This is a genomic window from Photobacterium sp. 2_MG-2023, assembly GCF_030547675.1.
Taxonomy (GTDB): domain Bacteria; phylum Pseudomonadota; class Gammaproteobacteria; order Enterobacterales; family Vibrionaceae; genus Photobacterium; species Photobacterium arenosum.
In genome coordinates this window covers 55,361-69,037 of sequence record NZ_JAUOQQ010000017.1, presented here as the reverse complement: position 1 = coordinate 69,037, position 13,677 = coordinate 55,361, and the positions used below count along the sequence as shown (strand labels likewise).

The window sequence follows — 13,677 nt, the reverse complement described above, 5'->3', positions numbered from 1 at the left end:
TCTTATTTGCGGATGTATTTTTAGTACGACTTTGATGAAACCAAAATCGATGACGACCAATTGAACGAGACATAATATCTCCTTATTTTTCTTTCAAATAAGCAAAATTATTACGTATAAAACGCAATCTGAAACTTGCTTATGATAAATATGCTAATGGAATTTATTTGCAGTTTGATGACAAAGCAAATGCTGGTGTTTGATGGTGTGTTACGAAGGCGTTTGGAAGCTTACAGCTGACGTGCTTTTAAGGCAGGAGAGGCATAATTTTCGTTGTAAATACATTGGCGTAAAAGGCAAAACACCTTTTACGCCAATGAAAAAATTACAGCGCTACTACGTTAGCAGCTTGAGGGCCTTTAGCGCCCTGCTCTACGTCAAAAGACACTTTCTGACCTTCAGCCAGAGTTTTGAAGCCTTCTGAAGCGATTGCACGGAAGTGAACGAATACGTCAGCACCACCGTTGTCTTGAGTAATAAAACCGAAACCTTTCTCTTCGTTAAACCACTTAACCAGACCAGTTGATTTGTTAGACATAATTTGTCCCTTTTATATAGATGAATTCAAAATATTTACCGCATTCATGCGATGCGCTGAGAGCCTAAATTATTGAATGTCACAATGAAGCTAAGGGAAACACTGAGGATAACGACAGTTACGAAGAAATTCTGAGGTTTTACTTTGACTTGAAGTTGCATTAATTAATCTGAGCGACAGAGCAAGACGAATCATACGCTACTCTCCCCCTTTGTAAAGGTTTATTTGAGATTGTTCTAAAAATAATATCGCTGACCGCCTGAAAACCCCATCTTCCGCACATTCTTTCTTCAATTAGGCGAATCCGTCTCATTACCCAGGGCTTGTCTGTCTCTGCCTGCCATCGCCTGCCATCGCCTGCCAGATGCTCAAAGCGCACGCCGATAGCGTCATAATCAATGCGCTCACCTGCCAGGCTACCGGCACAGAAAATGTTTGGGTCAGCCATGACAGCAAACCGCCTGTCATCACCCCACCGAGATTCAGACTCAGTGACAGTAGAGAAACAGACGCACTCCGGTGCGACGAGCCGACATGCCGATGTAACTCTGCCGCTATGACAGGGCGAGACAGAAACACAGCGGAAATAAACACCCAATTCGCCAGTAAAAAGCCCCAGGGATTACTTACTAACGACATGGCAATCAGCGCCATCGCTGCGCACACTGCATAAACCGGCAAAATTGCTACAGCTGAAAAAGAGGCAGCAGTAGCGTCCAGCAACCTGCCAAGGAGCGCTGCGAGTAAATAGTTTGAGGCCACTATAAATCCAACCCATTCAAGCATGCTGTTCCCACCCTCAAGCATGGCGAACACGGGTTGCCAGTACACACTGTGGTTAGCCAGAGCATATCCCATCAGCATTTGCCAGGCGAGAAGCAGGATCAATACCGGATTTGCCATGAAATACGTGTGTAAGTTACTGCCCATCGACAACAGTGATTCATGATTGTGATCTTGTCGTGACCGCGCATTTTCGCCTTCATGAAAAGTCAGAAAGCTGATCCCCAGGGCTGCGAGGTGGATTGCCATGCCCAGTATTAACGCCACCTTATAAGGGTTACCATTCAGATATGTCTGGCTGAACGTATATGGCACCTGAGCGGGTAATAGTCCACCTATTGCAGCACCAATACCCAAACCTGATAACAGCCACAGATTCGCACGTGACAGGGCTGCTTTGATATTCGTATGGCACCCTTCTTTATAGCGCTGGTTAACGTACCATGCTTCTAAACACCCTGAACCCAAAGCGCGCCCGATGCCGCCGATTGCCGATGCTAAAATCACAGTCGTAATACTCGGAGCCAACACCAACAGGACAACATTCAGCATATCAAAGCCTTTCGCCAACCGATAAACGGCCAGATGTCCAAATCGGTCAGCCAAAAAACCACTCGGCACTTCCAACACAACCATGACGATAAAAAAGGCGGCAAAGAACCAGCCCAATTGCTGAAGTGTCATGCCCTCTGCAAGGCAGTACAAACCAGAAACCGCCATGAACACGCCTGCTGCACTGATATCCAGCGCCAAATGAAAAGCATATCGAGTATCAAGATTCACTTTGCTTACCTATAGTTATGTCAGGAAAGCCAGTGTAATTTGCCTTCACTTTCAGTGATAATTCATAAAAGCGGATTTATTTATAGATAAACAACTATGAACATGGATAAGTCATTTGCCTTGTTGCACTACTTTCAGGCAGTAGCGGAATACAACAGTTTTTCCCGTGCGGCCAATAAGATGAACATTTCGCAGTCCACCATCAGCGCCCAAGTTAAGAAGCTTGAGTCGCAGCTCGGATGTGAGCTGTTTATTCGAGAGAACAAACATCACTTTAAGTTAAGCCGTGAAGGCATGAAGCTGCTGGCAGAGTGCCAGACCAGCCTGAACGGGTTGCGTCACTGCATGATGTCACTCAGCCAGACAGAGACTATGGCAGGTTCCATTAACCTGGCCTGTTCCGTCGCACTGGGCAATCAGGTGGTGCTGCCTGTGATCGAACAGCTCATGGAAACTTACCCGCAACTGGTTATCAACCTGATAGAGACCAGTCTTGAAAAAGCGTTCTTTGACGACGATTTGGATATCGCCCTGAATTTCTCTCCGCCCGAACCGGCCTTTTATTACCAGAGGGTGGCTGATATCGATAAAGTGATTGTGGCCAGCCATGCATACCTGGAACGTTACGGTACGCCTGCCTCTTTCTCAGATCTCTGTGAGCACCGCTTGCTGATTCAGGCTAAGGGGAAATTAGACTGGCCGAACATCTATGCTCAGCAAAGTAAATTTTCCCTGCCTGAGCGCAGCCAGTATTTTGATAACAACCTGACCAAACAGCATGCCGCCGAAAGAGGTATGGGCATTGCCGTGTTACCCACCTATCTGTATTCGCCCAACAGCCAGTTAGTGCCGGTGTTACCGCAATACGCACTGCGGCTTAGTGAGTCTCTCTACATCATGTGCAGCAAAAAAAAGGTCAGGCAGCCGGGCATGGTCGAACTGATCGTCGAAATCGCCGAATTAATCCGGCAGCAGCTTTACGATGCCACTCATGGCGGCGTCTGCTTTCACAAGTGATCTGTTAACTCCCTCTTCGTGATGGAGAGGGAGTTAATAACGGTTTGATACCCGATGCTAACCGGCAATAGACGCTATTGTTTTTCAGCGCTGGTTTGACAATGACAGCCACTCACTGTAACGCCCTGACGCTGAATCTGGCCTCAGCTTTGGCTTCCACGTCTGTCCAGCTCATCACACTGCTGTTTAAGCCAGCGACCCAGAGTGATAATGGCGGTTTGCTTAGCGCGTGATTTTTTATACACAAAATAAAAACTGTCACCGGTCGGCAACTCATGCATAGGAATCCGCACGAAATGCTGCTGCCTGTCGATGTCATTCATCAGGTAGTCATTGAGAAAAGTGATGCCCTGATCATAGCGGGCCGCTTCCGCCGCCAGCAACATATGGCTGAACAACTGAAATCTCGCCTGTTCAGGCAGCTCAAAACCGCCCAGCATACACCAGCGGTGCCAGTCTTCGCCGTGTTTGGCATCTTTAAAAATAGAACGAGTGGTCAGCAACGGATGCTCCCACAGGGCGTCCGGCAACGGTTTGTCCCGCATTTGCAGCCAAAGCTTATGGCTGCACACCGGATAGAGCTGCTCATGATACAGCAGCTCTGAAATGAAATTACTACGCTTGGGTGGCGAAACAGTAATAAAGCAATCTGCCAGTTCGTCACTGAAATTCGGGTCGTTACTCACCATGTTTAACGTGAGCTCTATTTCAGGGTGCAGCTGGCGCAGATTTTCAAGCCGTGGGATCAGCCATTTCACTGCCAGTGAGCTGTAAAGTGCCAGGCGAATCTTGCCACCTTCGCCTTCCCGGATCTGCTGGCTGGCTTCAGAAATATCAGCCAGAGCATGGCTGATCTGCTCGTAATACTTTTCACCAACGGGTGTCAGAGACAACTGACGTCCCTGACGCTGGAACAGTTCTTCACCCAAATAATCTTCTAAAAGACGAACCTGGTGGCTGACGGCACTTTGCGTCACACTCAGAAATTCCGCCGCACGGGAAAAACTGTTCAGGCGGGCGACAGCCTCAAAGTAATGAACAGCACGAAGTGGTGGCAGCTTCATTATCTAAAAAACTCATAACAAAAAAATTTATATCATTATACTTCATCACTACCGCTGGTTTATGCTTTGGATCACAGTTTGTTGTCTCGTTGACATTTCATTAACCCCAAAAAAGAAGGAGCAGCCCATGCCTCAAATGTCTGTCGGTTTAGCCATGATATTGCTGATTGTTGGCAACTTAATTGCTGTGTGCTCCGATGCCATGATTAAATCATTGGGTGATGAAACGGCTATTTTTCAGTTTGTTTTTTTCCGCCAGTTAACCGCCGTCGCTATTCTGGCACCCTTCTGTATTGGCACCAAAAAAGCCGATTTTTTTGCCGGATTTAAGTGGCATGCTCTGCGCGGACACATTTGGTTGCTGGGTATGGTATTTATGATCATCTCAATTACCAGCCTGCCACTGGCCACTGCGAATGCCATCTTCTATGCCGCCCCGCTGATCATGCTGCCTATGGCCATGATGCTGTTTCAGGAAAAGCTGACCAAATATTCTGTTGGCGTGGCGGTAATAGGTTTCATTGGTGTGCTGGTGATTATCCGCCCGACTGAAATCAACTGGGCAGCCATTGCGGCTCTGATTGTTGCGTTTACGCTGGCCTGGAACAACCTGTTGGTGCGTAAGCTGCCAAAACACCAGACTGTTGCGCAAACCCTGATGCTGACCAACCTGGCAGGTATGCCGGCAGCGCTGGGCCTGGCTATTTGGGAAGGACAGCCCTGGGACTGGTCGCCGCTGCTGACAGCGGCCGGCTCCAGCACGTTCATTATGATTTATGCCGGCACCTGTGTACTGGCTTACCGCTCGGCGGAATCGAACAAGATTGCGAGCGCCGAATACAGCGGACTGATTGGCGCAGTGATCATCGGCATGCTGTGGTTCGACGAAGTACCTGACTTGCCAATGATTCTTGGCACTATGATGATCATCGCCCCCCTGATCTGGCTGGCACAAAAAGAAAAGCGTGCAAAAAAAGCCGCGGCTCTCAAACCCATAGAAGCGGCTGTCGCTACAGATGCTGCAGAAGAAACCAAAGCCTGACGATTAACTATCCCTTGTGCGACAGAACGGGAGCTCCTGCCCGCCTGTCGCTTTTTTTGTGATTCACTCTTTTTGACCCGACCTTCTACTTACCATTGAACGCTCGTTCCAGCGCAGCTATCTCCAGTTTTGTCATGGTCAGGAAGCACTGCGTTAGCCGCGCCAGCTTATCGTGATCATGGCTTCGCATCATCACATCCATCGATCTCGGCACAATCTGCCATGACAAACCGAATTTATCCTTAAGCCAGCCACACTGCCCTTCCTCACCACCATCCTGAGATAAAGCCGTCCAGTAACGATCGATTTCTGCCTGATCGTCACAATGAATAACAAAAGAGACCGACTCATTAAACGTGAAAAAAGGCCCGGCACTGATTGCTGTGAATGGCTGTCCGAACAATTCAAAGTTCACCACATCAACACTGCCTGAAGGGGTATCATCAATCTTGGTGACATTAACAATTCTGGAATGATCAAAGAGCTGAGTATAAAACTCGGCGGCTTCAACCGCTTCTTTATCAAACCACAAGTGAGGAGAGATTTTCGCCTGCTGAAACGATGCCATAGAACCTCCGGGAAACTGGACAGGAACACAAAGAAAAACGGCATACTGTATCAACCAAGTGTAGATGAAGAAGCAGCGTTATGAGCTGACGCTCACTGAGTTAACATCTGCCTGTCATCAGGTACTGTGCCCAGTCTTCGCGACCATTGGCCGTTGCTGCCTGCACAGCCGCTTTTACATCATAATCAACGCGGTGAAAGGCCGTTTCCCAGTGGTAGTCTTGCCGCGTTAACACAGCATACGACGCTTGCGGGGTGTGATTCTGCATCGAATGAGGCGACGGCAATTCATCGGCGTAAGCCTGAAGGCCCACGCTGCCGGGATTAATCACCGTCTGTCCCGTCGAGATCCGGACACAACGGGGAATATGGGTATGACCACAAAGAATAATAGGAGAATGGATGTGTTTGAGATGCGCGGCTATCTCGGCATCTGCTTTGACCAGCGGATGACCCGAACTGATCTCTTCCAGCAGATACACCAGATCATCGTCCGGCGTGCCATGGCAGGCGTATATCTCATCGGATATCCAAGCATCAAAAGGCAGTTGCTGCATCCAGTCCAGCGGGGCCTGGCCTAAGTCGTTGAGGATAAATTGCAGCGTGGGATTGGCAGCCACTTCTGCAGCCGTCGACTGGTAAATTTGTCGATCCTGATTACCAGAAATGGTCAGCATCTCTTGCTGTTGCAAAAAATCGAAGGTAGCACGAGGGGCTATCGGGCCGTATAAAATGTCACCCAGATTCACCAGCCGGGTCACTCCCTTACTGGCCGCATCCGCGACCACAGCTTCCAGCGCAAAGACATTACTGTGAATGTCCGATAACACGGCATATTTTTCCAACGCACACTCCTTGTGATAATCCAGATGATTCAGCGCGACACCTAGCTTTTACTCTCAGTGATGTCCTTACTGCACACCACTTTGCACCGTGTAAAAAACATAGCCAAACAAGGCAGCGAATATCACAACGGTCAGAATCAGCTTTATCCAGAATCCTTTCATCTTGTTCTCTTCGCGATTGATATCAATGCTAGACACCAGACCAGCTATCGTCATTTAAGCTGTGATGACCAAACACCAACTTACCTGATGTTAGTTTTAATGCCAACACACTGTATAGTAAAACCGTTCGGCTTACCGAACTTTTGAATAGCGGTTAAACACGTCCACAGACACACTCATCCTTTAATCCCCTTAGGTTTCTGATAAGTAATATCAACTCAATACTGAGTGAATAGTAACTATTCCATGAAAGAATCATTTGAAGCCTTATTTTACATTAAATCCCTTCCTGGGATTTTTATTTTATTTCACAAACATATGCTACACACATCACATAAAAACAAAGGAGTTAATTAAATGTTTTATATTATCATTCTGAAAATTTCAGAATTAAAGAGAATGAAACAAATGAACAAAAATGTTATATTATGTGCTGTATTATTTCTATCAGCATGTGGCGGTTCTGGGAGTGGAGAACAAATAAATCAGAACAAGGTGAAATCTAACAATAATGCCAACTGTTCGAATTCAAGGTTAGACTCATGTTATTATGACGTCAATCAGTTGTCGCTTAATGTGATGTTCAGTAAGAACAATACAGGAACTCTGAATGTAAGTGCATCAGTATCTGGTCCCAAGCAGGATATTTTTTTTACCGGAAGTGATGTATTGGAAATTCATGCTGATGGTGAGGTATTATTACCCGCCAATAACGGCGCAAATAGGTTAATATATGAGAATATTCCTGATAACGCACAAATCTATGAATTTTTCTGGTATAGAAACAGTCAATTAATTGAGTATAATTCAATCGATGGCCTTACAGAACCAAGTGTTATTTTATCTACAAACCAACATGATGGAACTAATACTATCACTACGGATTGGTTAAATAATCCTGACTACACATATCAAATTCACACACCAAGTTTATGGTGCACCAACTTAAACAATGAAAGCGAAATGTTTTCGCCGAGTACCGAACTGTTAGACAATCAAAGGCCACCTTATCAAGCGACCTTACAGGCGTTGTATGGGAAAAACATCGAAAACCTGAAGATAAATTATCGAAGCTGCGATATTTCAGTGACTCTGATAGCAAAAAACAATCAAGTAAACTATAGAAACAAGCAAAAAAGATTATTTATTCATCACGATAACTTTAGCGAGCATCCCCTCACTCTGTTTGAATCAAATTAATGGTTTATTTCTTTCGGGGTACCATAAACTCTTTCATTACATGCAATGGATAAATATACAATGCCCGCAATCATGCGGGCACTATATGTCATTCGTCATTCAATTCCTGTAAAGCCATTTCAATAGCATCTATGAACGTTTCTGTTTCCTGCGCACCAGAAAGCAGATATTTTTCATTAAAGACAAACGCAGGCACAGCAGTGATCCCCTGCCCGCTCCAGGTTTGTTCTTCAGCTCTCACGGCTTCAGCAAAATTGCCTTGCTTAAGTACCAGTTCGGCTTCATCGCGATCCAGGCCGGCGGTCTCAGCAGCATCCAGCAACACAGATAATTGACTCGGATCATCCTGTTCAGTGAAATAAGCCTCGAAAAGCGCCAGCTTCAGCTCTGTCTGACGGCCGTAGTTCGCGGCCCAGTGCAACAACTGATGGGCTTTGAACGTATTGTAGATACGGGAGAGTGGGGTGAAATGAAACCGAATACCAGACTCTTCACCTAAAGCAATGATCCTGGCTCGGTTCTGCTCACTTTGTTCGGGTGTGATCTGATACTTCTCGGCCAGATGCTCACTCAGCAACTGGCCATCTTCCTGCATGGCCGGATTCAGTTCGAAAGGATGCCAGCGCACAGTAAACTGCACCTGATCTTTATAGGCCGCCATAGCCTGCTCCAGCCGTTTGTAACCAATGTAGCACCAGGGACAGACGACATCAGATACGATATCAATGGTTAAGTGGGTATGCGTTGGCATGCATTTCGTCTCTTAGTTCAGGTGGGCTGATAGTGGTTAGCGTGACGTAAAAAATCAACCCATAATCCCTAAAAATGAGATCTTAAAATTAGGGTTCAGCTAACACGGAAGTATCCCAAAGGACATAAATGGACTTGTCGCTCATTTCAAAAATCATCCCTTTTGCGCCCAATCCGTTTCTTCTGTAAACAGGCTGATTACGATCATCGCGGTATTGCCCCGGCTCCCCCCGCATCGGATAAAAATCGTAATAGACGCCATCTGCTCTGTCTATGGTGATATAGCCATGATGCTGAGACAGCACGCATAAGTAACGGCCTGAGGGTTTATCTGCACCTCTGGGGTATATATCGCAGCGGGCATCAACAATGTCGGCCTGAACAGGCAAGCTGTAGCCAGCCCACAGCGTGGCAAAAAGAAAAAGAGCAACAGAGCATTTCCACAATAAACTGACCATACTTGCCTCCGCGACGAACCCAATTCCACGAAGTCAGTGTCGGTATGAGTGTAGCACGCTGATTCAGACAGTCAGGCCGTTGATCAGCTGCGACATCGTCTGAATTCGATGATTTGCCTGTTTATCGCGTTTTTGAATCAGGACAGGCAAGAAGAGACCGCTAAGATGGCGCCCGTTTGCTACGCCATATGTTATTCCCTACAATTCTCATCAGATAACGAACCCTAAGGTCATCCCTGATGAAAATTGATTTAAACACGCTGATCACTGAAAGCCGCAACCCTGCCAGCCAGGCGATAGATACCCTGTCGACCGTCGACATGCTCAAGGTCATCAATGACGAAGATAAGCAAGTGGCGCTGGCTGTTGAGCGCACCTTGCCGCAAGTGGCTCAAGCTGTTGATGCTATCGCGATTGCTTTTCAGCAAGGTGGCCGCTTAATTTACTCAGGCGCAGGGACATCAGGCCGCTTAGGCATTCTGGATGCCAGCGAATGCCCGCCCACTTATGGCAGTGACCCGTCTCAGGTTATCGGCTTGATTGCAGGTGGGCGGGAAGCGATTTTCCGTGCCGTAGAAAATGCTGAAGACAACACCGATCTGGGTGCAGAAGACCTGAAAGCCCTGAACTTTTCTGACAAAGATGTGTTAGTCGGCATTGCTGCCAGTGGCCGTACCCCTTATGTAATCGGTGCCATGACATACGCCAAATCGATCGGTGCGACCGTCGCCAGCATCAGCTGCAACCCCAACAGCGCCATGACTCAATTAGCAGATATTGCCATGACGCCCATAGTCGGACCCGAAGTGGTGACCGGCTCTTCCCGCATGAAAGCCGGTACTGCGCAAAAAATGATCCTCAATATGCTGACAACAGGTGCCATGATACGCACCGGCAAAGTGTACGGGAACCTGATGGTAGACGTTGAAGCAACCAATGCAAAGCTGGTCGAGCGCCAGAAAAACATTGTCACCGCGGCAACCGGTGCAACACGCGAACAAGCCGAATCTGCACTGACAGCCTGTGGCGGCCACTGCAAAACCGCCATTGTGATGATTTTGACCGGTTCAACGGCTGAAGAAGCGCGTGTGCTGTTAAACAACTCGCAGGGATTTACCCGGCAAGCTGTCCAACAGGCAGGTCAGTAAGCGCACACCACTTACCCCGCCTTACTGGGCGGCAGTCCAAAATAGCGTTTAAACTCCCGGCTGAACTGTGCGGCGCTTTCATATCCCACTTTGCTTGCTGCTACGCTGGCTGATACGCCATCCTGTACCATGAGTTGCTTGGCGTTATTGAGCCGGATTTTTTTAATGTATTGCAACGGCGGATCCGTGACGACTTGCTTAAAAGCACGGTGAAAGGCAGAAGTGCTCATGCCTGCCATGTCAGCCAGATCATCCACCGCCAGCTTATCCGCATAGTGCAGCTGGACATGCTCTATCACACCTGACACGCGGGCCAACGCACTGTCTTGCTTCACATACTGGGCAAGCAGGGATCGCTGATGACTTTGCAGCAGGCGGTAAAAAAACTCTCTGAGTATCTGCGGCCCCAGTAATTTTGCATCAATAGGGGTATGCAGAACCGATAATAATCGCTGCATACAATCATTAATCTCAGGTGTGACAGGCGAGGCGGCCACGCCTTTGTGCTGCTGCTGAGAGGCGAAATAATCGGCTCCCAGATCCGCTTCCATATCATCGACCAGCTGACGAATAACGCTGTGGTCGAATCCGATATCAATACCGATCAGCGGCGCCTCTTCCGACGCAAAGGTTTCACAGGCAATAGGGTACGGTGCTGACACAATCAGGCAATGTTCAGTGTCGTACTCAAATCGATAATCATTCAGGTGGCCAATTTTGTTGCCCTGAAAAATAACAACCACGCCTTTCTGATACATCTGCGGAGTAACATGATGATATTGGGTAATTTTAAACAGGCTGACACCTTTTAGTGCCGTATTTACCTTACCTTGGCCGCTCTCCAATCCCAGTTGGCAGCATAAGGAAGTGGCCAGTTCCAGGGTAGTATTCATAATCGGAACTCAATTGTTCAAGATGGCTTAGTGTTGATGAATAACCGTACGAATAAAAGTGTAAAGCAGAATCAGGCAAGAATTAAGCAGAATCGTGTATTACAGCGAGGCATGTTGTCACCTACACTTTGCAGCACACTATATCTTACAGGCAAACCTGGAGAGCAATGATGAACCCATTTAGCTATCACAACCCTACCCGCATTCATTTTGGTGAAGGTCAGATTGCTGCAATCACCAACGAAATTCCTAAAAGCAGCAAAGTACTGGTGCTGTACGGCGGTGGCTCTATCAAAGCTAACGGTGTCTACGATCAGGTTGCTAAGGCGCTGAGTGAACACCAATGGACTGAGTTCGCTGGCATTGAGCCAAACCCGCAATACGACACGCTGATGAAAGCGGTCGACACAGTCAAAACTGAAGGCATCGACTACCTGCTGGCAGTCGGTGGGGGTTCAGTCGCTGACGGCACCAAATTTGTAGCGGCAGCAGCCTGCTATGAAGGCGCAGACCCGTGGGATATGTGGGCTAAAGGGCTAAAAGTGGATAATGCTCTGCCTATTGGCTGCATTCTGACACTGCCAGCAACGGGCTCCGAAAGCAATAAAGCCTCTGTGGTGTCACGCGGTAACGACAAGATTGGCTTCATGTCATCTAAAATCCAGCCTGCTTTCGCCGTCTTGGATCCGGCAACCACTCTGAGCCTGTCTCCTCGCCAGATCAGTAACGGTGTGGTTGACGCGTACATCCATGTGATGGAGCAATATCTGACTTTTCCGGTGAATGCCAAAGTGCAGGATCGGTTCGCTGAAGGTTTGCTGTTAACCCTGATTGAAGAAGGCCCGAAAGCGCTGACTAATCCTAAAGATCTGACAGTTCGTGCCAATATTATGTGGTCAGCCACGCAAGCACTGAACGGACTCATTGGTGTCGGTGTCCCGCAAGACTGGGCTACGCACATGATAGGTCACGAACTCACTGGCAACTACGGCATTGATCATGCGCGCACTCTGAGTATCGTGCTTCCCGCCGTGATGAAAGAGCGACGTCAGGAAAAAGAAGCCAAACTGCTGCAATATGCAGAACGTATTTTCGGTATCGCTGAAGGTAACGATGACGAGCGTATCTACGCCGCCATTGCCAAAACAGAAGCTTTCTTCAAAGCCATGCAGGTGCCAACCCGCTTAAAAGATGTCGAACTGGATGAAAGCGATATTCGCGTGCTGCTCAGCGGTCTGGAAAAGCACGGCATGACAGCATTAGGCGAACACGGCAAAATCGGTCTTGCCGACAGTGAAGCCATACTCCGCACTGCGCTTTAATCGCTTTGATTTCGGCAAACACGCTTAAACCGCCAGCTCTGGCGGTTTTTTATTACCTGCCACAACCACTGTTTATCGGGACAGAACAAATAATTCTCAGCACCGGTATTGATCTCTGCGCATAAGTAGCTATTATGACGATAAGTCAACTTTGACTAATCGTCATTTTTGTAGTGATTTACCCTTGTCGTATTCGTGTTAAACTGATTACAGGGTGCTTGCTTCTTGTAAAGCAGAAACTTACAGGAGCACCAGCATCTCACAGAAGGAGTTGCAATATATTCACGCAACTGACAACTTAAAAGTCGGAAGTTATGTTCGGGTTGAACTGTAATAAAGAAAGATGTGCCATCTTCTCTGGAGAGCGAGCACCCAAAACCAAGAAACAGCAAGCGATTGCAGAACGCGATCACGAGCTGATCATGCTTGCCAAAGATCTGGTTAACAAGGAAGGTTTTGCTAACCTGACCATGGATAAGCTGGCGTCGATCAGTCCTTACTCTAAAGGAACGGTGTATAACCATTTCTGCAGTAAAGAAGACGTCATAGTGGCATTATGCAGCCATGCCATAAAGGTTGAAATGACCCTGTTCAACCGGGTGTTAGATATGGAAGGCAGCAGCCGGGATATTCTGATGGGTGTCCACGTTGCGTACCATATATTTGCCCGACTCGAACCCATACTATCGACGTGTCTGCTGACTGCGAAAACCCCCTGGGTTATCGATAAAGCATCCAATGCACGCGTGGAAATGTTGAATCAACTTGAGGAGCAAATGATTGATAATGCTGATGCAATCGTCAATCGTGCTCTGAAAGAAGGCAGTCTGGCTATGTCTGCGGCCGTCAGTACCGATGCGGTGGTTTTTGCAAACTGGTCGCTGGCATTGGGATCGAATGCGTTGATTGCTAATGCTACCAATAGTCGCTGTATACATCGCCTGCAGGATCCGTTCACCATTCTGAATAACATCAATATGTTATTGGATGGAATGAACTGGAAACCACTGTCCAGCGAAAGGGATTACAAAAGGCTGTGGAAACACATTGAACAGACCTTTTTTGCGGAAGAGATCGATCTTCTGTCGCAACTGGGTCGTTAGTT

General features: G+C 47.5%; 14 protein-coding genes. 6 read left to right on the top strand and 8 right to left on the bottom strand.

The genetic code is table 11. The features are described from left to right. Nucleotides 1–325: 325 nt before the first annotated feature. Nucleotides 326–538: a cold-shock protein gene (locus Q4491_RS14465; RefSeq protein WP_027250907.1), complete on the bottom strand. Its 213-nt coding sequence runs from the start codon at nt 536–538 to the stop codon at nt 326–328. Nucleotides 539–850: 312 nt separating this feature from the next. Beyond that, nucleotides 851–2,104, bottom strand: a complete 1,254-nt coding sequence (locus Q4491_RS14460; protein ID WP_303458385.1) for an MFS transporter — start codon at nt 2,102–2,104, stop codon at nt 851–853. 102 nt (nt 2,105–2,206) lie between these two features. Here Q4491_RS14460 and Q4491_RS14455 point away from each other — a divergent pair, with 102 nt between their 5' ends. Further along, a complete protein-coding gene (locus Q4491_RS14455; RefSeq protein ID WP_192016435.1) occupies nt 2,207–3,121 on the top strand; it encodes a LysR family transcriptional regulator in 915 nt (304 codons plus the stop codon). Between the two features lie 143 nt (nt 3,122–3,264). On the opposite strand, the gene Q4491_RS14450 is transcribed toward Q4491_RS14455, so the two are convergent. Beyond that, on the bottom strand, nt 3,265–4,185 hold the full coding sequence (locus Q4491_RS14450) for a LysR substrate-binding domain-containing protein (RefSeq protein WP_192016434.1): 921 nt from the start codon (nt 4,183–4,185) through the stop codon (nt 3,265–3,267). Between the two features lie 127 nt (nt 4,186–4,312). Between Q4491_RS14450 and Q4491_RS14445 the strand changes: the two genes are divergently transcribed. Further along, on the top strand, nt 4,313–5,227 hold the full coding sequence (locus Q4491_RS14445) for a DMT family transporter (protein ID WP_192016433.1): 915 nt from the start codon (nt 4,313–4,315) through the stop codon (nt 5,225–5,227). Nucleotides 5,228–5,312: 85 nt separating this feature from the next. On the opposite strand, the gene Q4491_RS14440 is transcribed toward Q4491_RS14445, so the two are convergent. Both Q4491_RS14440 and Q4491_RS14435 read right to left on the bottom strand, forming a co-directional pair. Further along, the gene (locus tag Q4491_RS14440; protein ID WP_218385286.1) at nt 5,313–5,795 is read right to left on the bottom strand and encodes a VOC family protein; all 483 of its coding nucleotides are present in this window, start codon (nt 5,793–5,795) and stop codon (nt 5,313–5,315) included. A gap of 100 nt (nt 5,796–5,895) precedes the next feature. Beyond that, nucleotides 5,896–6,639 carry a metallophosphoesterase gene (locus Q4491_RS14435; protein ID WP_303458380.1) on the bottom strand — a complete coding sequence of 248 codons (744 nt, stop codon included), beginning with the start codon at nt 6,637–6,639 and terminating at the stop codon, nt 5,896–5,898. Nucleotides 6,640–7,158: 519 nt separating this feature from the next. Here Q4491_RS14435 and Q4491_RS14430 point away from each other — a divergent pair. Further along, nucleotides 7,159–8,001 carry a hypothetical protein gene (locus Q4491_RS14430; RefSeq protein ID WP_303458378.1) on the top strand — a complete coding sequence of 281 codons (843 nt, stop codon included), beginning with the start codon at nt 7,159–7,161 and terminating at the stop codon, nt 7,999–8,001. A gap of 88 nt (nt 8,002–8,089) precedes the next feature. Here Q4491_RS14430 and Q4491_RS14425 read toward each other — a convergent pair whose 3' ends face one another. Together Q4491_RS14425 and Q4491_RS14420 are read right to left on the bottom strand one after the other, a co-directional pair. Beyond that, nucleotides 8,090–8,752, bottom strand: a complete 663-nt coding sequence (locus Q4491_RS14425; protein ID WP_303458376.1) for a DsbA family oxidoreductase — start codon at nt 8,750–8,752, stop codon at nt 8,090–8,092. Nucleotides 8,753–8,840: 88 nt separating this feature from the next. Then, nucleotides 8,841–9,209: a hypothetical protein gene (locus Q4491_RS14420; RefSeq protein WP_237795326.1), complete on the bottom strand. Its 369-nt coding sequence runs from the start codon at nt 9,207–9,209 to the stop codon at nt 8,841–8,843. Nucleotides 9,210–9,448: 239 nt separating this feature from the next. On the opposite strand from Q4491_RS14420, the gene murQ reads away from it, so the two are divergent. Further along, entirely contained in the window at nt 9,449–10,357 is a 909-nt protein-coding gene (gene murQ / locus Q4491_RS14415; protein ID WP_303458373.1) for an N-acetylmuramic acid 6-phosphate etherase, read from the top strand. Between the two features lie 11 nt (nt 10,358–10,368). Here the strand turns inward: murQ and Q4491_RS14410 are convergent, their stop codons facing one another. Beyond that, nucleotides 10,369–11,250, bottom strand: a complete 882-nt coding sequence (locus tag Q4491_RS14410; protein ID WP_192016428.1) for an AraC family transcriptional regulator — start codon at nt 11,248–11,250, stop codon at nt 10,369–10,371. Nucleotides 11,251–11,420: 170 nt separating this feature from the next. Between Q4491_RS14410 and Q4491_RS14405 the strand changes: the two genes are divergently transcribed. Both Q4491_RS14405 and Q4491_RS14400 read left to right on the top strand, forming a co-directional pair. Continuing rightward, nucleotides 11,421–12,572, top strand: a complete 1,152-nt coding sequence (locus Q4491_RS14405) for an iron-containing alcohol dehydrogenase (RefSeq protein ID WP_303458418.1) — start codon at nt 11,421–11,423, stop codon at nt 12,570–12,572. 314 nt (nt 12,573–12,886) lie between these two features. Continuing rightward, complete coding sequence (locus tag Q4491_RS14400) at nt 12,887–13,675, top strand: TetR/AcrR family transcriptional regulator (protein ID WP_218385281.1); 789 nt, start codon at nt 12,887–12,889, stop codon at nt 13,673–13,675. The last annotated feature ends 2 nt before the right edge of the window (nt 13,676–13,677 follow it).